This window comes from Streptomyces sp. CNP082, from assembly GCF_059570535.1.
The window spans coordinates 27,897-48,792 of sequence record NZ_JCANSZ010000054.1; the positions used below are offsets into that span (position 1 = coordinate 27,897).

A 20,896-nucleotide genomic window follows, 5' to 3' on the forward strand; every position below is an offset into this window, starting at 1 on the left:
CATCAGCAACTCCGCCGAGAAACATCACTTTTACCCTCCTTTCTCCCCGTCGCGCGCGCCGCCCAGAGCGGCCGTCCGCCACGCCTCACCGCGCCCGGTCATGTCCCCACGCCTCGTCACGCCTCGTCACCCCGGAAGGGTCCTTCGTGAGAGCAGCAGTGCTGTACGGAGTCCTCGGTTCGCTCGCTCTCACCGGCCTCGCCGCGGCTCCCGCCGCCGACGCCGCCCGGACGGATACCGGCGTCCCGGTCTCCCGGGCGGCCGAAGGGCCCGAGGCCCGCGGGGCCGCCGTGGCCGCCGCCCGCGCCGCCGGAGCCGGCGTCGAGTTCGGCCCCTGCCCGAAGGCGGAGGGACTGCCGGCGCCCATCAAGTGCGGCACCGTCGCCGTCCCGCTGGACTACGCCCGCCCCGGCGGCCGGCAGCTCAAGCTCACCGTCAGCCGCATCGGCGCCACCGGCCCGCGCGCCGGGCGGCAGGGCAGCCTCGTGTTCAACCCCGGCGGCCCCGGCGCCTCCGGCACGTACTTCCCGTTGCTGAGCCGGTCCCCGAAGTGGCAGCGGCTCGCCGAGGCGTACGACTTCACCGGTTACGCGCCGCGCGGCGTCGAACGCTCCCGCGCGCTGTCCTGCCAGGACCCCGACGAGTTCAAGAAGGCGCCGTCGCACACGTCCCCGCACCCCTCGGAGCGCGAGAAGCGGGCCCGTATCGAGAAGGCGCGCGCGTACGCCGACGGCTGTGCCCGGATCACCGGCCTGCGGCACTACACGTCCCTCAACAACGCCCGCGACCTCGACGTGCTGCGCGCCGCGCTCGGCGAGCGCAGGCTCTCCTACCTCGGCGCCTCCTACGGCACCTACTTCGGCAGCCTGTACGCCGCGCTCTACCCCGGACACGTGCGCCGCATGGTCTTCGACAGCCCGGTCGACCCCGACCCGCGGCAGATCTGGTACGGCAACAACCTGCGCCAGTCCGCCGCGTTCGAGGAGCGCTGGGCCGACTGGCAGCGGTGGGTCGCCCGCCACGACGACGTCTACCACCTCGGCCGCAGCCGGTGGGAGGTGGCGGCGGCGTACGAGCGGGCCCGCAAGATGATCGAGAAGGAGCCGGCCGGCGGCCGGGTCGGCACGGCCCAGTTGCAGGCGGGCTTCCTGCGGGCCGCGTACGCCGACGGCTACTGGGCACGGGCCGCCACCGCGCTCGCGGACTACCTGGACGGCAAGCCCGGGACACTGGTGGACTTCGCGGCCGACGACGCTGTGGACAACGCGGCGGAAGAGAACGGCAACGCCGTCTACACCGCCATCGAGTGCAACGACGCGCCCTGGCCGACCGACTGGGAGACCTGGGACCGCGACAACAGCCGGCTCGCGCGCGTGGCTCCGTTCGAGACATGGGAGAACGCCTGGATGAACCTGCCGTGCGCGTTCTGGTCCGGGCCGCGGCAGCAGCCCCTCGACGTGCGCACCGACGCCGGCGAGCTGCCGCCGGTGCTTCTCCTCGCCGCCGAGCGGGACGCGGCCACGCCGCACGACGGTGCGGTGGAACTCGCCCGCCGGCTGGGCGGCTCTGCGGACCTGGTGACGGAGAAGGACGCCGGGTCGCACGGGCTCGCCGGGGGCGCGAACGCCTGCGTCAACAAGCACGTCGACACGTACCTGCTGACCGGCCGCACACCCGGCGACGTGAACTGCGCGCCGCACCGGGAGCCGGAGGCCGAGCGGGGCGGAAAGCGGTCCGCGGCGCCGGGGGAGGGCGGCCCGGCGGCGGGCTGAGGCCGTGCCGGCGGCGGGCGCGGGGCGCGGGGCGCGGGGCGCCGGGCGGCGGAGCCGGGCGTCAGGCCAGGGAGGTCACCAGCTCGGCGACGGGCTTGCGGCGGCCGGTGTAGAACGGCACCTCCTCGCGCACGTGCATGCGCGCCTCGGACCCGCGCAGATGGCGCATCAGGTCCACGATGCGGTGCAGTTCGTCGGCCTCGAAGGCGAGGATCCACTCGTAGTCGCCGAGGGAGAACGAGGGCACCGTGTTGGCGCGCACGTCCGGGAAGCCGCGGGCCATCTTGCCGTGGTCTGCGAGCATGCGGCGGCGGTCCTCGTCCGGCAGCAGATACCAGTCGTAGGAGCGGACGAACGGATACACGCTCACGTACGCGCGCGGGTTCTCGTCCGCCAGGAACGCCGGGACGTGCGACTTGTTGAACTCGGCGGGGCGGTGCAGCGCCATGTTCGACCAGACCGGGGCGAGGGCGCGGCCGAGGCGGGTGCGGCGGAAGAGGTTGTACGCCTCCTGGAGGGCGTCCGAACTCTCCGAATGCCACCAGATCATGACGTCCGCGTCGGCACGCAGCCCGGACACGTCGTACGTGCCGCGCACGACGACGTCCTTCGCGGCGAGCTGCTCGAACAGCCCGGTCACCTCGTCCGCGTAACCGGTGCGGTCCTCGGGGAGCGCGTCGCGGAGCCGGAAGACGGACCAGAGGGTGTAACGGATGACCTCGTTGAGGTCCTTGGCCTTCTTTCCGGCGTTCGCGGGGCGGGACGAATCCGCGGGCGAGGAAGCCGACGGGAGGGTTGCGTCACTCATGCGGCCATTGTCCCAGAGCGCCCCAGCAGCTCGTCGGCGGCCCGGTGCGCGCTCGCGATGCAGGCCGGGATGCCCACGCCGTCGTAGAGCGCGCCGCACACCGCGAGCCCGGCGGGCAGCGCGCCGCGGATCCGCGCGACGCGCGCGTCGTGCCCGACCTCGTACTGCGGGAGGGCGCCCCGCCACCGGCTGACGCGGCTCGCGACGGGGCGGGCGGCGAGGCCGGTGGCGGCGCGGAGGTCGTCGAGGGAGGCGGTGACGAGGTCGGCGTCGTCCCGTTCGAGGGTCTTCTCCTCGTCGACGCGGCCGACGGAGGTGCGCAGCAGGAAGAGGTCGTCGTCGCCGGCCCAGCGCCACTTGGCGGAGGAGAACGTGGACGCCTTGATCGTCCGCCCGTCGACCGGCGGCACGAGGAATCCGGTCCCGGCCGGCAACTGCTCCTCCGCCTCCCGGCGGGGGAGGGCGAGGGTGATCAGCGCCATGGAGGCATACCGCACGCCGTCGAACTCCGCGGCGGCCCGCGGCGCGAGCCCCCGCAGCAGCCGTGCGGCAGCCCCGGCGGGCACGGCGAGCACGACGGCGTCGGCGTCGTAGGACCGCCCTCCGGCGACGACCCGCCAGCGGGCGGGGGAGGCGCGGCGGGCGGCCGGGGGCGCCGATACGGCCGGGGGCGCCGATACGGCCGGAGCGCCGTCAGCGACTCCGGGGCGGTCTGCAGGAGTGCCGGGGGCGGCGGTGGCCGACGCGCCTGCCGCGGGGGCCGGGGGCGGCGCCCCGGCGGGGTCCCCGGGGCGGAGCCCCGGGTTTCGGGGAGTGGGGGTACCGCCCACGCCCCCAAGGGCGTAGGGGGAGGGCCCGGGGAATCCCTCCCGCAGCTCCAGCGCGGCGGCCTCCGTACCGAGGACGATCTCGCCGCCCGCCGCCCGCACCGCGTCAGCCACCGCCAGCGGCAGCCGCCCGACACCGCCCTCGATGCCCATGAACACCGGCGCCTGCGCCACGCCCGCGCCCGCGGCGGGCGCGGCGGCTCCGCGGGACTGCACCGCCCGCGCCGCACCGAGCAGCGTCCGCTCCTCGCGCAGCGCCGCGAACAACTGCGGGACCGCCGCGCGCATCGACAGCCGGTACGCATCTCCCGCGTACACCCCGCCCAGCAGCGGCTCCACCAGCCGGTCCGTGACCTCCGCGCCCAGCCGCTCCGCGACGAACGCGCCGATCGCCACGTCCTCGCCCGGCTGCGCCGGCGGCAGCTCCGCCTCGCGGGCGACCCGCGCCAGGCCCTCCGGCGACAGCACTTCCGCCGCCGCCAGCCGCTCCAGGTCGGCGGGGACGCCCATCACCTGGCCGCCCGGCATCGGCCGCAGCCGCCCCCGGGTCCAGACCGCCGCGCCCCCCGCGGCCACCGGCTGCAGCTCCTCGGCGAGGCCCACCGCGCGCGCGAGGCCGACGGCCTCCGGGCGGCGGGCGAGCAGCGCCTCCGCGCCGAGGTCGGCCGGCACCCCGGCCAGCTCGCCCGCGTGCAGCTTGCCGCCGAGCCGGGTCCCGGCCTCCAGCACCGTCACGCGCGCCCCGCCGGCCAGCAGCCGGTGCGCGGCGGCGAGTCCGGCGATGCCGCCTCCGATGACGACGACCCTGGGCGGCCCGGGCTCCGCGGGCGGTGCGCTGTCCATGAAAGCCACTGTCTCAGACGGCACCGGCGGGCCCGTACGCGCCTGTGGACAACCGTGACCCGCCGCGCGCGGCTGTACGCGTGTGTACGCCCCCGGCGCGCCCCCGGGACCCCGTCCGTGCCCCCGGCACCCGGCACCCCCGGGACGCGCGGCGGCGTCACCGGACGTAGCGTGTCCTTCACGGCGACGAAAGGGACGTCATGGGGGCCAAGCAGCGGATGGTGGTCATCGGCGGTGACGCGGCGGGCATGTCCGCGGCGTCGCAGGCGCGCCGGATGCGGTCGCCGGACGAGCTGGAGATCACCGCGTTCGAGCGCGGCCGGTTCACGTCGTACTCCGCCTGCGGCATTCCGTACTGGGTCGGCGGTGAGGTCGCCGACCGGGACCTGCTCGTCGCCCGCACCCCGGAGGAGCACCGCGAGCGCGGGATCGACCTGCGGATGCTCACCGAGGTCACCGAGATCGACCTCGACCGGCAGTGCGTCCGCACCCGGGCCCTCGACGGGCCCGGCGGCGCGCAGGAGCGCTGGCACGGCTTCGACCACCTGGTGGTCGCCACCGGCGCCCGCCCGCTGCGCCCGCCGCTGCCCGGCATCGACGCCCCCGGGGTGCACGGCGTGCAGAGCCTGGACGACGGCCAGGAGCTGCTGGACCGGCTGGAGAAGCAGCAGGTGCGGCACGCGGTCGTGGTCGGCGCCGGGTACATCGGGGTGGAGATGGCGGAGGCGTTCTGCCACCGCGGCATCCACGTCACCGTGCTGGAGCGCGCCGACCAGCCCATGAACACCCTCGACCCCGACATGGGCGCGCTGGTGCACGAGGCGATGAACGGCAACGGCATCGACACCGTCACGGGCGCGGAGGTCACGGAGATCCTCACCGGCACCGACGGTGAGGTGCGCGGGGTGGCCACGGCGAAGGGCGAGTATCCGGCGGACGTCGTCGTGCTCGGCCTCGGGGTGCGCCCGGAGACCGGGCTCGCGCGGGACGCGGGGCTGCCGCTGGGCGAGTCCGGCGGGCTGCTGACGGACCTGGCGATGCGGGTGCGGGGGCAGGAGAACGTGTGGGCGGGCGGCGACTGCGTCGAGGTGCTCGACCTCGTCTCGGGCCGGGAGCGGTACATCCCGCTCGGCACGCACGCCAACAAGCACGGGCAGGTCATCGGCAGCAACGTCGGCGGCGGCTTCGGCACCTTCCCCGGCGTGGTCGGCACGGCCGTCAGCAAGGTGTGCGACCTGGAGATCGCCCGTACGGGGCTGCTGGAGGCGCAGGCGCGCGAGGTGGGCCTGCAGTACGTGACGGTCACCATCCAGTCGACCAGCCGGGCCGGTTACTACCCGCGGGCCGCGCCGATGCACGTGAAGATGCTCGCGGAGCGGCGTACGGGGCGGCTGCTCGGCGTGCAGATCGTCGGCCGCGAGGGCGCGGGCAAGCGGGTGGACATCGCGGCGGTGGCGCTGACGGCGGGCATGACGGTGGAGCAGATGACGGCCCTGGACCTGGGGTACGCGCCGCCGTTCTCGCCGGTGTGGGACCCGGTGCTGGTGGCGGCGCGCAAGGCCGCGGCGGCGGTCGCGGAGGACGCGCGGGAGAGCGACGGCGGCTGACTCTCCAGCCGTACGGGTACGCGCGCGTGCCCGTACGGCCGCGGGTCAGGCGGTGCGCAGCGCCGGGTGGTCGGCGACGACCGTGCAACTGCCGGGGGCGATCTCCGTCCACCCGGCGTCCCTGACCACCGGCAGCCCGCTGGCGGCCAGCTCCGCCCAGCGCTCCGGCGCCGCGGTGCGGACGGCGAGGGGGAAGCCGGCGGCGCGCCAGGCCGCGCGGTCCGCGTCGGACAGCTCCCACCAGGCGAGTTGGGCGCCGTGGCCGGCCTGGGCCATGGCCTTGCCCGCGGTCATCCCGAGCCCGGGCGCCAGCCACAGCACCGGGACCCCCGCGGGGGCCGGGCCGGGGGGCTCGGGGTCGTCCAGGTCGGTGCCGGAGACCTGGAGCCGGGCGAGGTCCCCGGGCCAGCCGTCGACCGGCACGGGCGGGAAGACCCGCACCTCGGCCGGTCCCGGCCCACCGGGCGGGCTCCCGGTACCGGCCGCCGCGCCCTCGCCGTCCGCCGACGTCACCGTGATCCCCGGCAGCGCCTCCGCCCGGCGCCACTCCGCGCCCCGCGCGCGCCGCACCACCTTGCGGATCCGGGCGTCCTCCCAGTCCCGTACCGCCCGGGCCCACGGGCCCTCGCCCTCCGTCCGCTCGTCGGCCAGCAGTATCAGCACCGCGCGTGCCGCCGTCTCGAGCGCGTCGGTGCGGGTGGGCGGGCTGCCGCGTTCGATGCGTACGACGAGGGGGAGGACGAACTGCGGCAGGTCGTCGCGGCTCACCGTCTCGGGCGGGAGGGGGCTGGTCTCGGCGCTGGTCACGCGATCAAGTGTGCCAGGGGCGCAGCCCGCTTGGCGGAGGGAGCAATTCCGGCGGATCATGCGCGTATGCGCAGTGATTTGTTCGCGAAGGAAAACATGGCCGAGCCTGCCACACAGGCCGGCATGATTCTGCAGAACGCCAAGTCGATCAAGTACGCCGTCAACGGCGAGTGCCTGGCCCGGCAGGGCGCGATGATCGCCTACCGGGGCAATCTGCAGTTCGAGAAGAAGGGCCAGGGGGCGGGGCAGTTCCTCAAGCGCGCGGTCACCGGCGAGGGGCTGGCGCTCATGTCGGTGAAGGGGCAGGGCGAGTGCTGGTTCGCGCTCAGCGCGGCCAACTGCTTCATCCTGGACCTCGACCAGCCGGGCGACAGCATCACGCTCAACGGGCGCAACGTGCTGTGCTTCGACGCGACGCTGTCGTACGACATCAAGCTGGTCAAGGGCGCGGGCATGGCGGGCGGCGGGCTGTTCAACAGCGTCTTCACCGGCCAGGGCCGGCTGGGCGTGGTCTGCGACGGCACCCCGATCGTCATCCCCGTCTCGCCGGGCTACCCGGTCTTCGTCGACACCGACGCCGTCGTCGGCTGGAGCACGCAGCTCCAGACGGGGCTGCACCGCTCGCAGAGCTTCGGGTCGATGATCCGCGGCGGCTCCGGCGAGGTCATGCAGCTCCGGCTGGACGGCGAGGGGTTCGTCGTGGTCCGGCCGAGCGAGACCGGCCCGGGGGCGCCCGCCGGGTGACCACTGCCGCCGCGGCGGAGGGGGAGAGCGGTCGGGGCGGGCGGGACGGGTGGGGCGGGCCGCGTCCTCCCGCCGGCGCCGCCGCGGTGCGTACCGTACGCGCCTCAGCGCGCCGCCATCAGCTCGGAGACCTTGGCGAAGCCGTAGCCGCGCCGGCGCAGCTCCGGCACGATCTCGCGCACCGCCTGCTCGGTGACCGGCGCCGCGCTGCGCGTGACGTGCAGGACGACCACCGACCCCGGCCGCACCCGCGTCAGCACCTCCTCGGCCACCGCGCCCGGGTCGGTGGCGAAGGCGTCGCCGCTGGAGACGTCCCACTGCACGGCGGTCACGCCCGTCGGGGCGAGGGCGCGCAGCGCCGCGTCGTCGTAACAGCCGCCGGGGAAGCGGAAGTACGGGACGGGCGCGCGTACACCCGCACGGCGCAGTGCGCCGAAGGTGCGCTCGACCTCGGCGCGCATGGCGCCGGGTGCGACCTCGGGCAGCCCGTAGCAGGGGGCGGCGAAGGCGTGGTGGCTGTAGGAGTGGTTGGCCACCTCGAACAGGGGGTCGCGGCCGATGGCGCGGGCCTGGCGGGGGTAGCGCTCGGCCCAGGTGCCGGTCATGAAGACGGTGGCGGGCACCTTCAGCTGCTGCAGCGCGGCGATGAGCCCGGGGTTGTCGAACCGCTCGCCGGCGTCCGCCCTGGCGTGCTGGCCGGCCATCATGTCGGCGTCGAAGGTGAGCGCGACCCGCTTGCCGCCCGCGCCCCGGCGCGTGCCGTGCCACCACACCGGCGCGTGCGCCGCGCGCAGCGCCTTGGCCTCCCCGCGCGCTGCCCTGCGCAGCTGGTCCCGTGGGCCGCCCCGCGGGTTCTCCGGCGGTCGCACCCTCCCGTACGCCGCCGGGTGGTCGCTGCGCTCCCGCGCGGCGGGCGCGCCGACCGGTGCCGAGGGCGCGGTCGGCTCGGCGCACGCCGGGAGGAAGAGCGCGAGCAGCGTGACGAGGGCCGCGCGGGCAGGGCGCGGGCGCCGGAAGTCGATCATGCGGGGAGCGTAAAAGCGCTCGTGGGGGCGCGCGCGCCGGAGCGAGCGCCCGGGTGAACGGGGTACGACACGCCGCGGCGCCGGCCCGGGCGGCGGACCGGGTCAGAACCAGTCCGCCGCGGGGCCGGCGCAGGGCGCCGGGGCGCCGTGCCTGTCGGCCCTGCCGTCCGGCGGGTGCCGTGCGGCGTGTGCCGTTCAGCGGTTACGGCCGGGCGGTTACCGCCAGGGGCCGGTGATGGCGAACGTGGTGCCGGGCGCGTAGCAGTTCACGTACATCGTCTGGCCGCTGGGCGAGAACGTGACGCCGGCGAACTCGCCGTACGCCGGTTCCTCAGCGCTGCCCGTGTTCTGCCGGTTGCGCGCCACCGCGAAGACCTCGCCGCGCTGCGAGACGCCGTACACGTGCTGCTCGCCGCCGCCGTCCTCGCAGAGGAACAGGCCGCCCGAGGGCGACAGGCAGATGTTGTCCGGGGACTCGCCGGGGGTGTCGACGCCGTGGTCGGGGCCGAAGCGGATGACGAGCTTCAGCTCGTTGGTCCGCGGGGTGTAGCGCCACACCTGGCCGAAGTGGTCTGCGCCCGAGCCCTCGTCGGACACGGCGAAGCTGGAGACGAAGTACACCGAGTCGCCGCCCCAGTAGCAGCCCTCCAGCTTCTGCGCGTGAGACATGGCGCGCCCGAAGTCCTGGTGGCGGATCGGGGTCCCGGCCGCCAGCGGGTCGGGCACCTCGATCCACTCGACGTCGTCGAACGTGGTGCCGATCTCCTCGACCACCGACAGGTCGGGCACGTCCGGCACCCGCATGGCCTGCAGTTCGCCGCCGGCGCGCAGGGAGCCGAGGCCGCCCTTGGGCTTCTTCGGCAGGAAGCGGTAGAACAGCCCGAACGGTTGCTGGAAGGCGTCCTCCGTCTCGTAGACGACGCCGTTGGACGGGTCGAAGGCCACGGCCTCGTGCTGGAAGCGGCCCATGGCGGTGAGCGGCTCGGCGCCGCTGTCGTGCGGGTCGGCCGGGTCGACCTCGAAGATGAAGCCGTGGTCCTTGGTGTACCCGTTGGTGCCGGCCTTGTCCTCGGTCTCCTCACAGGTCAGCCAGGTGCCCCAGGGGCTGGGCCCGCCGGCGCAGTTGACCGCGGTGCCGGCGATGCCGACGCGCTCGCCGGCCAGTTGGCCGTCCCGGCCGACCTCCAGCACGGTGCAGCCGCCCATGCCCATGGGGTCGTAGGTCAGGCCGTCGATGGCGGGGACGCGGTGGGTGGCGTTGTGGCGGTTCTCGTGGTTGCGGACGAGCCGGACGTCACCACCGCGGGCGCGGAAGGCGGCCATGCCGTCGTGGTTGCTGGGCACGGTGCCCTCGCCGGAGAGCAGTTGGTCGCCCTCGCGGGAGAGCACCCGGTATGCGAAGCCCTTGGGAAGGTCCAGGATGCCGTCGGGGTCGGGGACGAGCGGGCCGTACCCGGCGTCCTGCGGGGCGTGCGCGGCGGCGGTGCCGGCGTACAGCTCGGAGACGCTCCCGGTGAAGGCGATGCCGGCGCCGAGCGCGCCGGTGCGGGCGAGGACCTGACGTCGTGTTGCAGACATGCGGAAAGACCAACTCCCTGCTGACGGACAGGAAAACGGTGACCAGACCGTGTGTACCACCCGGTGAACCGAAAGTGAACCAGGTGATGGGTGTGTGAAGGGTCTACTCCTGTGGCGGCTTTGTGCCGTCGGTGCCGCTGTCTGTCGCGGACTCGCCCGCGGTGTCCCGTTCGTCCACGTCAGCGCGGGCGTCGCGGGCCAGGGCGGTGAGCCGGGATATCGCGCGGAAGTACTTCTTGCGGTAACCGCCGGCGAGCATGCCGGCGCCGAAGAGCCGGTCGAACGGCACACCGGAGGCGAGTACGGGTATCTCCCGGTCGTACAGCCGGTCCGCGAGCACCACGAGCCGCAGCGCGGTCGCCTCGTCGGTCACCGGCCGCACGCCGGTCAGGCAGACGGTCCGTACGCCGTCGGTCAGCGCGCCGTAGCGGCTGGGGTGGATGCGGGCGAGGTGGCCGAGGAGGTCGGGGAAGGCGTCGAGCACGGCGCCGGGGGCGGTACGGGCGGCGCGGGCGACGGCCTCGTCGGTCAGCGGGGCGGAAGTGGGGGTACCCCCGCCAGTGAGGGCGTAGCCGGCGGGGGCTGCCGGCAGGCCGCGGTGGCGGTAGTCGTCGCCGTCGATGCGCAGGGGGCGGAAGCGGGCGGCCAGCCCCTGTATCTCGCGCAGGAAGCCGGCCGCGGCGAAGCGGCCTTCGCCCAGCTTGCCCGGCAGGGTGTTGGAGGTGGCGGCCAGCGCGACGCCGGACTCCACCAGCTTGCCGAGGAGGCTGGAGACCAGCACGGTGTCGCCGGGGTCGTCGAGCTCGAACTCGTCGATGCACAGCAGTCGGTGGCTGCCGAGGGTGCGTACCGTCTGCTGGAAGCCCAGCGCGCCCACCAGATGCGTCAGCTCGACGAAGGTGCAGAAGCCCTTGCGCTCGGGCGCCGCCTCGGTCGCGTGCCAGAGCGAGGCCAGCAGGTGCGTCTTGCCGACGCCGAAGCCGCCGTCCAGATACACCCCGCGCGGCCCGGCCGGCTCCTTCGGCGCCCGCTGCCACCAGGGGCGCCGGCCCCCCACGGTGGCGCCGCCGCCGAGGCCCGCGGCGAAGGCGGCGAGGGTGCGTACGGCCTCGGCCTGGCTGGGGCGGGCGGGGTCCGGGACGTAGGTCGAAAAGCGCACCGCGTCGAAGCGCGGCGGCGGCACCAGCTCGGCGACCAGCCGCTCGGCGGGGACGTGCGGCTCGCGGCCGGTGAGCGCGCCTGGGGCGATGCCGCCGGGCGTGTCGGTGGTGGAGGCGGAGGCGGAAAGTGGCACGTCTTCACTGTACGGTCGGCAATTCGTTGAGCCGTACACCAGTGCGCCATGCCACACTGCGGCATATGCGCCGCCTGCTGCCCGTACCCGCAGAGCCGTCCGCCCTCGCCGACCGCGAGTGGTCCCTGGACGAGCTGGCGGACGCCTATGCCTACCCCCCGGGGGACGGCGTGTGGCTACGGGCCAACATGGTCAGCTCCGTCGACGGCGCCGCGTCCGCCGACGGGCGCTCCCAGCCGCTGTCGTCCGCGGCGGACATGCGCGTCTTCGGCGTGCTGCGCGCGCTGGCGGACGTGGTCGTCGTGGGTGCAGAAACGGTACGCCTTGAGGGGTACCGGCCGGCCCGCGTCCGGGCGGCCTTCGCGGCTCGCCGGGCCGCGGCGGGCCAGTCGCCCGCGCCGCCCGTCGCGGTGCTCTCCGCCTCGCTCGACCTGGACTTCTCGCTGCCGCTCTTCACGGCGCCGGCCGTCCCGACGCTGCTGCTCACGGGCGTGCAGGCGCCCGCTGAGCGGGTGGCGGCGGCCCGGGCGGCGGGGGTGGAGGTCGTGGTCGCGGGGCAGGGCCGGGGCGCCGACCCGGCGGCGGCCGTCACCGCGCTGGCCGAGCGCGGGCACCGGCGGCTGCTGACGGAGGGCGGCCCCTCGGTGCTGGCGGGCTTCGCCCGGGCGGGGGTGCTCGACGAGCTGTGTCTGACGCTGGCACCCCGGATGGTGCTGGGCGACGCGCCCCGGATCATGCACGGCACCGCCCCGCTGGCGGAGCCGCTGGGCCTCGATCTGGAGTCGGTCATGGAGGAGGCCGGCTTCCTGTTCACGCGTTACCGTCGGTTCTGACAATCCGCGGAATATAGCGTTCCGCTTAGCCGTGCTGGGGCAGACTAGGTCGGCAGGATCGTTTCTGGCGTGGTCTGTGAGCCTGTGCGGAAGAAGGGCGTTCATCGTGTTCACCACCGTGCTGATGATCGAGAAGCCGCTCGCACCCGTGGATGCGGAAATGGTCACCACGCTCCACGGGCAGGAGCCCGTCAGCTTCGTCGTGCTGCTGCAACCCCGCGGAGACCAGGGAGTGCTGTTGCGGGCGCTCGACGACGTAGCGCTCGGAGAGCTGGAGGACGCGGTCCGCGAGTCGGAGGAGCCGGAGGGGAACGAGGCGCTGCCCACCGCCAAGCTGGCGCTGGAGCACTCCTTGCAGGCACTGCGCGAGAAGGGCGCGGAGGCGGTCGGGGAGATCGTCGACCGGCACCCGCTCGACCTGCTGAAGTCCGTCGTGGAGCAGACCCGCGCCGATGAGGTCATCGTGCTCACCGCGCCGCACCTGGTGGAGGAGTTCTTCCACCGCGACTGGGCCTCCCGGGCCCGGCACAAGGTCGGCGTGCCGGTGCTGAAGCTCTTCGCGCACGAGGGCTGACCGGCCCCCGGGCCGCGGCGGCGCGCCCCGGCACCCGTACGCGGGCCCGCCGCCCGGTCCGGCCCCGGAATGACGGAGCGGGGTGCGAGAATCGTCGCGTCCGACCCGAGCCCAAGGAGCGCACCACATGACCCCGGGGATCCCGCCCACGCTGGAGAGTCCGCACTTCATCGGCATCGGCGGCGCCGGTATGTCGGGCATCGCGAAGATCCTCGCCCAGCGTGGCGCCGCCGTCGCCGGCAGTGACGCCCGCGAGTCCGGCGCCGTCGCCGCGCTCCGCGAGCTGGGGGCCGTCGTGCACCTCGGCCACGCCGCCGGGCACCTGGACCCCGGCGCCACCGCCGTCGTCGTCTCCTCCGCCATCCGCGAGGACAACCCCGAGCTGGCAGCCGCCCGCGAGCGCGGCCTGCCCGTCGTGCACCGCTCCGACGCGCTGGCCGCCGTCATGGACGGGCTGCGCCCCATCGCCGTCGCCGGCACCCACGGCAAGACGACGACCACCTCGATGCTCGCCGTCGCCCTGCGCACCCTGGGCCGCGACCCGTCGTACGCCATCGGCGGCGACATCGACGCCCCCGGCTCCAACGCGCACCACGGCACTGGCGAGCTCTTCGTCGCCGAGGCGGACGAGAGCGACCGCAGCTTCCACAAGTACGCGCCCGAGGTCGCCATCGTCCTCAACGCCGAGCTGGACCACCACGCCAACTACGCCTCGCTGGAGGAGATCTACGCCTCCTTCGAGACCTTCGCCGCCCGCATCGTCCCCGGCGGCACCCTCGTCGTCTCCGCCGACCACCCCGGCGCCCGCGAGCTGACCCGCCGGCTGGCCGGCAGCGGCGTGCGCACCGTCACCTACGGCGAGTCACCCGACGCCGACGTGCGCGTGCTCGCCGTCACCCCCCGCGGCCTGGCCAGCGAGGTCACCGTGGTCCTCGACGGCGAGAAGCTCACCTTCGGCGTCTCCGTCCCCGGCCGCCACTACGCCCACAACGCCGTCGCCGCCCTCGCCGCCGGCGCCGCGGCCGGCGTGCCCGCCGCGGAGCTGGCGCCGGCGCTGGCGTCCTTCACCGGCGTCGGCCGGCGGCTGCAGCCGAAGGGCACGGCCGCGGGCGTACGGGTCGTGGACACGTACGCGCACCACCCCACCGAGATGAGCGCCGACCTGGAGGCCGTACGGGCCGCCGCCGACGACGGCCCCGGCGGGCGCTCCGGCCGCATCCTCGTCGTCTTCCAGCCGCACCTGTTCTCGCGCACCCGCGAGCTGGGCACCGAGATGGGCCACGCACTCGCGCTCGCCGACGCCTGCGTCGTGCTCGGCATCTACCCCGCCCGGGAGGACCCCATCCCCGGCGTGACCAGCGACATCATCATCGAAGCCGCCCGCGCCCGGGGCGCCGACGTGACCTTTGCACCCGACCTGGCCGCCGTCCCCGGCCTCGTCGCCGGAATGGCGAAGCCCGGCGATCTCGTTCTGACCATGGGGGCAGGAGACGTCACCGAGCTGGGACCGAGGATCCTGTCCCGACTGGAGGGCTGAGTTGACTCCTCCTCCTCGTAGCCGAGGGGATTCCTGGCTCACGTCGCCTGCCTCCCCGCCGGGGGTGCAGGTCTTGCACGGTCAGCGCCAGCCGGGTTGAAGACCAGCCCGGACGAGCATCACGCGGGCGGAGTTCTTGTCCCGGGGCCGGGACACTCCGCACGCGGTGCACGTATACGTTCGTTCCGAGAGAGGCAGCGCGTGCTTGGTTCTCGCTCCGCAGTCTGCGCAATCCATGGTGGTGTGCGCCGGGTGTACCAGGTGCACGATCCGGCCGTGTTTGCGGCCCATCTCCACCAGCGCCGCCTTGGTGGCGCCGATCGCCGCGTCAGCGGCCTTACGGGCCATGGCCGACTTCGCCAGGAACCTCGGGCGGAAGTCCTCGACGGCCAGGGCATCGTGGTCACGGACGACCTTCTTGGCCCACTTGCGGGCGGTGTCCTGGCGTTGCCGGGCGACCTTCTGGTGGAGCTTGGCCGTCTGCCGCTTCGCTTCGCGGTTGCCGTGCGACGCTGCCTGCCCGCGCTTCGGCTTCCTGCGGGCCATCATCCGCTGGTACCTGGCCAGCTTCTGCGCAGCGGTCCTTCCGTGCTGGGGGTGGGGAAGGTCGTGGTCATCGGAGGTGGTGGTGGCCGTCTCCTTCACACCCCAGTCGATGCCGATCACCCGTCCGGTGGCGGGAAGCCGCTCGGTCACGGCGGGGACGACGAAGCTCGCCTGCCAGTGCCCCACCGCATCCCGGTACACCCGCACCGAACTGGGCGGCTCAGGCAGTTCCCGCGACCACACCGGACGTACGACGATCCCGCCCGCCAGATGCAGACGGCCGTCCTTCAGGCGGAACCCGCGCCGGGTGTATTCGAGCGAGGGCAGTGCCTCACGTTTCTTCTTCCAACGGGGCATCCCCGCCCGCTGCCGCATCGGCAACCCGGCCCTGATGTCCTTGATCGCCTTGGCGCGGGCTCGTCCGAAGTCGCGTACCACCTGCTGCTGCGGAACACACGCCCCCTTACGCAACCACGGCGTACGGGCGCGGGCCCGGGTCAGCAGCGCCGCGAGCTGCACTGGCCCGCACGTCGCTTGCTCGCCCGTCGCCCGGTTGTGCCGGTGCACCTGCCGGGACTTCGCGACGCACTCGTTCCACACCCACCGCACCCGGCCCCACTCAGCTTCAAGAGCCGTACGGGCCGTGGACGACAACCGGAGACGAAAGGTGTACCGGGCATGCCCGACCGCCTCCGTCGCCATCTCTGTCGTCATGCACCAGAACCTACCGGGGAGGACTGACAGTTGACCCCGATTGCTCTTTGCAGTGTCCCTCACCAGCCGTTTTAGTGGACAGCGGATCGCCCGGACGGCGATCCGGCTCTCCCTGCCCCGCACACGCGGGAACTTCGATTCCTCTCCCGGCTGAAGCCGGCGGCATCCACGAAGGAGATGTGATGACATACGAGGTCGACAAGCCGGACGAGCAGTGGCGCACGGAGCTGTCGCCCGAGGAGTACCGCGTCCTGCGGCAGGCGGGCACCGAGCCCGCCTTCACCGGCGAGTACACCGACACCAAGGCGGAGGGCGTCTACGAGTGCCGCGCCTGCGGCGCGGAGCTGTTCCGCTCCACGGAGAAGTTCGAGAGCCACTGCGGCTGGCCGAGCTTCTACGACCCCGCGCAGAGTGAGGCCGTCGAGCTGATCGAGGACCGCTCGCTGGGCATGGTCCGTACCGAGGTGCGCTGCGCACGCTGCGGCTCCCACCTGGGCCACGTCTTCTCCGGCGAGGGCTACCCGACGCCCACCGACCAGCGCTACTGCATCAACTCCGTCTCCCTGCGGCTGCTGCCTGCCGCGGAGTCCACCGGACGGTGACCGCCGGGGACCCCCCGGGCCCGCCCCCGATACGTGCGGGCCCGGGAGGGACGAGAACCTCCCCGCGTCAGTCCTCGACGCGCTCGAACGGGGCCGGGGTCTCGCCCGTCCAGCGGTAGAGGTAGACCTCGCCCGCATTCTTCTTCACGCCGCCGTCGTCCACCGCGTGGCCCTCGGCGACGTAGTAGCGGCCGTCGCCCAGCGCGTCGATGCCGTAGTTGCCGTGGAACTCCCAGCCGCGCAGGCCCGTCGCCGGGTCGTTCAGGCCCGCGTCGCGCAGCGTCAGCAGCTTGCCGGTCTCCGGCTCCGCCTGGCCCTTGATCTCGCCGCGCACCGGCTCCTTCGAACCGTCGACGGTGAAGAACGAGTAGTTCGGGAAGCCTTCCTTCTTGCCGTCGTAGACCGCCATCATCCAGTTGCGGGTGTACGGGTCGTACTGGAGGTTCTGCACGCCGTAGGTGGTGTTGCCGGTGTACGCGAAGTACTTGCCGCCGGGCCGCTTCGGGCCGCTGCGGTGCGGGTCGGCCTGCGACAGCGGGCGCTCGTACTGGCCCCAGTCGCGCACGTCGTACTCCAGGATCACCTGGTGGTCGTTGTCCGTGCGCTCGGTGTTGGAGTACACCCCGTACGCGACCATCAGCTTCTGCGCCCCGCCGCTCTTGCCGAACTCCGGGCCGAAGGAGACGCCGTCGATGCCGGAGCAGCCGTAGCGGTGGTCGGGGGTGTTCGCGGTGTCGCCGTCGAAGACGCCGTCGCCGTTCATGTCGGCGGTGAAGTCGTCGACGACCTCCTGGAGGTGGACGGCGGTCATCACGCCGTCGGTCTCGGCGTCCATGCCGACCCGGTCGATCTTGTCCACGTCGAAGACGGCGATGTAGAACGCCTCTTCCGCCTTGTACTCCAGAGAACCGTAGACGCGGCCGTCGCGGTTGTTGAGGTCGATGTCGCCGAGGTGGCCGGTGAGGCCCTCGACGGTGCCGACGACGTTGCCGTCGAGGTCGGTCTTGACCAGCATCTGCGTGAACGACCAGTAGACGTAGCCGCGTTCGGTGTCGACGGTGACGCCCTGGACGTGGCTCGTCGGCCACGCCCCGCCTTCGATGTGGGTGGGCAGCTCCGGCAGGGCCGGCTTCGATGCAGGGGAGACCTCGGCGGGTTGGGCGGCGGCTGCGAAGCCTGCCGGGGCGGCGGTGAGCAGAAGGGCGGGGACGGCTATGCCGGCGACGACGGCCGCTCTGGCCGTACGGAACTTGCCGCGCATGCTGGTTCCTTTCCACGGGTTCATCTGGTGAGCACTTCCGGATTCGCGCAGTGGATCAGGGGGCGGCCGGCCAGGTGCCGGCCGACCTCGGCGGCCACCATGTCAGCCGCGTTGTGGGCGGTCTGGCGGCTGGCGCCGGCCAGGTGGGGGGTCATCACGACGCCCGGGGTACGGGGCAGTCGCGAGTCTGCGGGCAGCGGTTCGACGGGGAACACGTCGAACGCGGCGCCGAAGAGCCGGCCGTCGTCCAGCGCGTCGCAGACCGCGTCGTAGTCGACGAGGGAGCCGCGGGCGCAGTTGACGAGGACGCCGCCGGCGGGCATGAGGCCGATCAGCTCGCGGGAGATCAGACCTTCGGTCTGCGGGGTGGCGCGGGCGTGCACGGTGACGAAGGCGGAACGATTCATCAGTTCGGGGAGCCCGACCAGTTCGTCCGGCGCGACGGCCGCTGCGTCGGCGAAGGGGTCGGCGACGAGCACGCGGGCGCCGAAGCCGCGGACGATACGGGCCACGCGGGAGCCGATGGCGCCGTAGCCGACGATGCCGACCGTGCTGCCCGCCAGCTCCGGGCCGACGGCCTCGTAGCGGTAGTAGTCGCCGCGCCAGGTGCCGGCCGCCAGGTCCGCGTGGGTGGCGGGGATCCGGCGGGCGGCGGCCAGCATCAGGGCCACGGTGTGCTCGGCGGTGGCCGTGGCGTTGCGGCCGGGGGCGTAGGTGACGGCGACGCCGTGGCGGGTGGCGGCGTCGAGGTTGGCGTTGACGGGGCCGCCGCGGCTGACGCAGAACAGCCGCAGGGCGGGGCTGGCGGCGAGGATGCGCTCGGTCAGCGGCGCCATCTGCGTCACGCAGACCTCGACGCCGTCCAGGGCCTCGATGAGCTGGTCCTCCGTCCCCGACGCCTCGCGGACCTCGGCCACCGGGCCGAACGGCTCGACCGGCCAGGGCAGGGTCAGCTCGCGGAACGCCGCGTCGGGGGCGTGGGGGCGGATGCGGTCGCGGAGCAGGTCGTTGCGGACGAAGTGGTCGCCGGCGGCGAGGATGGTGGTCACGCGGGGACTCCGGGGGTCACGGGGCGGTTCAGCGTCAGCAGCGAGGGGGTGCCGTCGCTGAGGACCAGCTCGTTGAGGGCGCAGTTGGCCAGCCGGGGGAAGCGGCGGCGGTAGTCGCGCAGCGGCAGGTCGAGCAGCCGGCACAGGGTGAGCCGGATGGCGGTGGAGTGGGCGACGACGAGTATCCGGCCGTCGCCCTTCTCGCCGGTGTCGTACTCCGCGCGCAAGTCGGTCAGCAAGCCGACGTACCGCTCGACGACCGCCGCGGGATCCTCGCCGCCGGGGAAGTGGCTGCCCACCGGGTCGTTCTCGAAGGAGGCCACCGCCTCGGGCATCCGCTCGCGCATCTCGGCACGGGTCAGCCCCTCCGCGACGCCGAAGTCCAGCTCGCGCAGCCGCGGGTCCAGGCGCAGCGGCAGCCCGGCGCGGTCCGCGCAGTCCGCAGCCGTCTGCCGGCAGCGCAGCATCGGCGAGGACCACACGCCCGTAAGACCCGCCTGCGCCGCCCAGTCGGCGAGCGCGGCGGCCTGGGCGCGGCCGTGTTCTGTGAGGTCGATGTCCGTGGTGCCGGCGTAGCGGTTCTCGCCGTGCCAGACGCTCTCCCCGTGCCGGACGAAGATGACGTTGAGGCTCAAGACGCGGTCCTTTCTCGTGCGTGGGCCGCGACGACCTCGGGCAGCCAGCCGCGCCGGGCCAGCAGGTCGACGAGCCGGACGTAGCCCTCGTCGTGGGCGGATCGGTACGTGTCGCGGGGCTCGACGGTGCGGTCGGCCCGGACCATCGCCGCGGCGGCACGGTCCAGGGCGCCGCCCGCGCCGGGACTGCCGCTGCCGTCGCTGTCTTTGCCGCTGCCGCTGCCGCTGCTGCCGCCGCTGTCGTCGAGGGCGGCGGCGGCCAGGACGGCCATGCCGAGCGCCGGCTGGGCGTTCCTCGGCAGCGTCACCGGGCGGCGCAGCACGTCCGCGCGGAGCTGGTTCCACACCGGGTTGCGGGTCGCCCCGCCGGTGAGGACGACGGCCCCGGTGGCGGGCGCCCCGAGCAGGTCGGCGTAGTCGAAGCAGAGCCGCTCGACGTACGCGGCCCCCTGCAGCAGCGCCGCGAAGTCCTCGGCGCGGCCCGCCGCCTCCCGGCTGCGGAACGCCGTCGCGTCCGGGGCGGTGAACGGGAACCGCTCCCCGGGCGAAACCAGCGGATAGCGCAGCAGCCCGGTCGGCAGCAGCTTCGCCGCCTCGGCCGTCAGCCGGTCCAGGTCCTCGCCGGCGAACTCCCGCGCCACCAGCCCGGCCCCGACGCTGGACGCGCCGCCGGGCAGCCAGGTGCCCGCGGGCGAGCGGTGCGAGTACATGACGCCCGCCGGGTCGTGGACCAGCTCTTCGGTCACGCCCTTGAGCACCAGCGTGGTGCCCATGACGGAGTTCCAGCTCCCCACCGCCGTGGCGCCGGAGCCCAGTTGGGCGGCGCAGCCGTCGGTCATCCCGGCGACCACCGGGGTGCCCGCGAGCAGGCCGGTCTCCTCGGCCGCCGCCGCCGAGACCTCCCCGAGCACGGTGCCGGGCGCCACCAGCGGGGGCAGCACCTCGGCGGGGATGCCGAGGTCGGCGAAGACCTGCTCGGGCCAGGTCACGGTGGCGGCGTCGGCGCCGGTCTTGAGCGCGTTGCTGGTGTCGGCCGGCACGTCGTGGCCGACGAGCCGGCGGTTGACCACGTCGTTCTGGTGGGCGAGACGCCAGCCGTCCGCCGCGGCCCGCGGATGCCGGTCGAGGAGCCAGCGCAGCTTCGGCAGCCCCCAGGAGCGCTGCATCCGCCGGTAGCCGGCCCGGGTCCACTGCGCCTCGCCGGCCTCGTTGACCTTCTCGGCCTCGGCGGCGGCGCGCCCGTCGTCGTACATCAGCGCGGAGGTGACGGCCTGTCCGCGCCGGTCGGTCAGGGTGACGGTGCCGGAGGTGGCGTCCACGGCCACGGCCCGGATCCGCCGCGGTTCTGCGCCCGCGGTGCGGGCCTGCCCGACCGCGGCGCAGACCGCGCGCCACCACTCGTCGGGGTCCTGCTCGTGGCGGCCGTCGTGCCGGTTGCTGGTCAGCGGGGCCGTCCCCGCGCCGAGCAGCCGCCCCGCGGAGTCGGCGGCCACCGCCCGGACGCCCTGGGTGCCCAGGTCGATGCCGAGCCAGGCGTCGTCAGCCGGGTCGCTCACTGGTGCACCATCCTTGTGTCGGTGGTCGTGTGACTGCTGATGCACCCGAGGTGCCGCCGGGTTACCGCCCTGCTCGCTCGACGCGTTGATGACGTCCGGCATGAGTTCTGCGGGATCCGGCGGTTGCCCGGGGCGTGGAGACCGTCGACAGGGCTGAGCGCCGTCGAGCGCCGAACAGTGAGCGGACTGGCAGACACGCTCCGGCACCGATACGAGGGTGCCTCCCCACTGGGTCTAGCAGCGGAGAGGCTGACATGGAGTCTGCCAGCACAAGCCTGCCGGCG

The 20,896-nt window shown here is 74.1% G+C and carries 17 protein-coding genes and 1 pseudogene; 7 read left to right on the top strand and 11 right to left on the bottom strand.

The window, feature by feature from the left end; all coding sequences use genetic code 11:
* Positions 1-158: 158 nt before the first annotated feature.
* The gene (locus B124_RS30375) at positions 159-1,772 is read left to right on the top strand and encodes an alpha/beta hydrolase (protein WP_496506216.1); all 1,614 of its coding nucleotides are present in this window, start codon (positions 159-161) and stop codon (positions 1,770-1,772) included.
* 61 nt (positions 1,773-1,833) lie between these two features.
* On the opposite strand, the gene hemQ is transcribed toward B124_RS30375, so the two are convergent.
* Both hemQ and hemG read right to left on the bottom strand, forming a co-directional pair.
* Positions 1,834-2,580 carry a hydrogen peroxide-dependent heme synthase gene (gene hemQ, locus B124_RS30380; protein WP_496506198.1) on the bottom strand — a complete coding sequence of 249 codons (747 nt, stop codon included), beginning with the start codon at positions 2,578-2,580 and terminating at the stop codon, positions 1,834-1,836.
* The gene (hemG, locus tag B124_RS30385; RefSeq protein ID WP_496506199.1) at positions 2,577-4,250 is read right to left on the bottom strand and encodes a protoporphyrinogen oxidase; all 1,674 of its coding nucleotides are present in this window, start codon (positions 4,248-4,250) and stop codon (positions 2,577-2,579) included. Before hemG ends, hemQ begins: the two co-directional genes overlap by 4 nt.
* A 200-nt stretch (positions 4,251-4,450) precedes the next feature.
* Here hemG and B124_RS30390 point away from each other — a divergent pair, with 200 nt between their 5' ends.
* Positions 4,451-5,857 carry an FAD-dependent oxidoreductase gene (locus B124_RS30390; RefSeq protein ID WP_496506200.1) on the top strand — a complete coding sequence of 469 codons (1,407 nt, stop codon included), beginning with the start codon at positions 4,451-4,453 and terminating at the stop codon, positions 5,855-5,857.
* 45 nt (positions 5,858-5,902) lie between these two features.
* Here the strand turns inward: B124_RS30390 and B124_RS30395 are convergent, their stop codons facing one another.
* Positions 5,903-6,724, bottom strand: a complete 822-nt coding sequence (locus B124_RS30395) for a peptidyl-tRNA hydrolase (protein ID WP_496506201.1) — start codon at positions 6,722-6,724, stop codon at positions 5,903-5,905.
* A 6-nt stretch (positions 6,725-6,730) separates the two neighbouring features.
* On the opposite strand from B124_RS30395, the gene B124_RS30400 reads away from it, so the two are divergent.
* Positions 6,731-7,408, top strand: a complete 678-nt coding sequence (locus B124_RS30400; protein WP_496506202.1) for an AIM24 family protein — start codon at positions 6,731-6,733, stop codon at positions 7,406-7,408.
* Between the two features lie 104 nt (positions 7,409-7,512).
* Here B124_RS30400 and B124_RS30405 read toward each other — a convergent pair whose 3' ends face one another.
* The 3 genes from B124_RS30405 to zapE all read right to left on the bottom strand — a co-directional run bounded on the left by B124_RS30405 (position 7,513) and on the right by zapE (position 11,305).
* Positions 7,513-8,433, bottom strand: coding sequence for a polysaccharide deacetylase family protein (locus tag B124_RS30405; protein ID WP_496506203.1), 921 nt, complete (start codon positions 8,431-8,433; stop codon positions 7,513-7,515).
* Positions 8,434-8,649: 216 nt separating this feature from the next.
* Entirely contained in the window at positions 8,650-10,011 is a 1,362-nt protein-coding gene (locus tag B124_RS30410; RefSeq protein ID WP_496506204.1) for an alkaline phosphatase PhoX, read from the bottom strand.
* A 103-nt stretch (positions 10,012-10,114) separates the two neighbouring features.
* Positions 10,115-11,305 (bottom strand): cell division protein ZapE, encoded by a 1,191-nt coding sequence (gene zapE / locus B124_RS30415; protein ID WP_496506205.1) that lies wholly within the window; start codon positions 11,303-11,305, stop codon positions 10,115-10,117.
* Between the two features lie 65 nt (positions 11,306-11,370).
* On the opposite strand from zapE, the gene B124_RS30420 reads away from it, so the two are divergent.
* From B124_RS30420 to murC, 3 genes are all read left to right on the top strand, one after another.
* A complete protein-coding gene (locus B124_RS30420; RefSeq protein WP_496506206.1) occupies positions 11,371-12,138 on the top strand; it encodes a pyrimidine reductase family protein in 768 nt (255 codons plus the stop codon).
* A gap of 106 nt (positions 12,139-12,244) precedes the next feature.
* Positions 12,245-12,712, top strand: coding sequence for an indole-3-glycerol phosphate synthase (locus tag B124_RS30425; protein ID WP_496506207.1), 468 nt, complete (start codon positions 12,245-12,247; stop codon positions 12,710-12,712).
* Between the two features lie 127 nt (positions 12,713-12,839).
* On the top strand, positions 12,840-14,249 hold the full coding sequence (gene murC, locus B124_RS30430) for a UDP-N-acetylmuramate--L-alanine ligase (RefSeq protein ID WP_496506208.1): 1,410 nt from the start codon (positions 12,840-12,842) through the stop codon (positions 14,247-14,249).
* Between the two features lie 38 nt (positions 14,250-14,287).
* On the opposite strand, the pseudogene B124_RS30435 reads toward murC, so the two are convergent.
* A pseudogene (locus tag B124_RS30435) lies at positions 14,288-15,509 on the bottom strand (RNA-guided endonuclease InsQ/TnpB family protein).
* Between the two features lie 182 nt (positions 15,510-15,691).
* Here B124_RS30435 and msrB point away from each other — a divergent pair.
* Positions 15,692-16,111 (top strand): peptide-methionine (R)-S-oxide reductase MsrB, encoded by a 420-nt coding sequence (gene msrB / locus B124_RS30440; protein WP_496506209.1) that lies wholly within the window; start codon positions 15,692-15,694, stop codon positions 16,109-16,111.
* A 67-nt stretch (positions 16,112-16,178) separates the two neighbouring features.
* On the opposite strand, the gene B124_RS30445 is transcribed toward msrB, so the two are convergent.
* From B124_RS30445 to B124_RS30460, 4 genes are read right to left on the bottom strand one after another with little or no spacing between them, the layout of a single operon-like run.
* Positions 16,179-17,372 (bottom strand): hypothetical protein, encoded by a 1,194-nt coding sequence (locus tag B124_RS30445; protein ID WP_496506210.1) that lies wholly within the window; start codon positions 17,370-17,372, stop codon positions 16,179-16,181.
* A gap of 20 nt (positions 17,373-17,392) precedes the next feature.
* Positions 17,393-18,421, bottom strand: coding sequence for a 2-hydroxyacid dehydrogenase (locus B124_RS30450; protein ID WP_496506211.1), 1,029 nt, complete (start codon positions 18,419-18,421; stop codon positions 17,393-17,395).
* A complete protein-coding gene (locus B124_RS30455) occupies positions 18,418-19,056 on the bottom strand; it encodes a histidine phosphatase family protein (RefSeq protein ID WP_496506212.1) in 639 nt (212 codons plus the stop codon). The genes B124_RS30450 and B124_RS30455 overlap by 4 nt, the downstream gene beginning before the upstream one ends.
* Complete coding sequence (locus tag B124_RS30460; RefSeq protein WP_496506213.1) at positions 19,053-20,612, bottom strand: FGGY-family carbohydrate kinase; 1,560 nt, start codon at positions 20,610-20,612, stop codon at positions 19,053-19,055. The genes B124_RS30455 and B124_RS30460 overlap by 4 nt, the downstream gene beginning before the upstream one ends.
* Between the last annotated feature and the right edge of the window lie 284 nt (positions 20,613-20,896).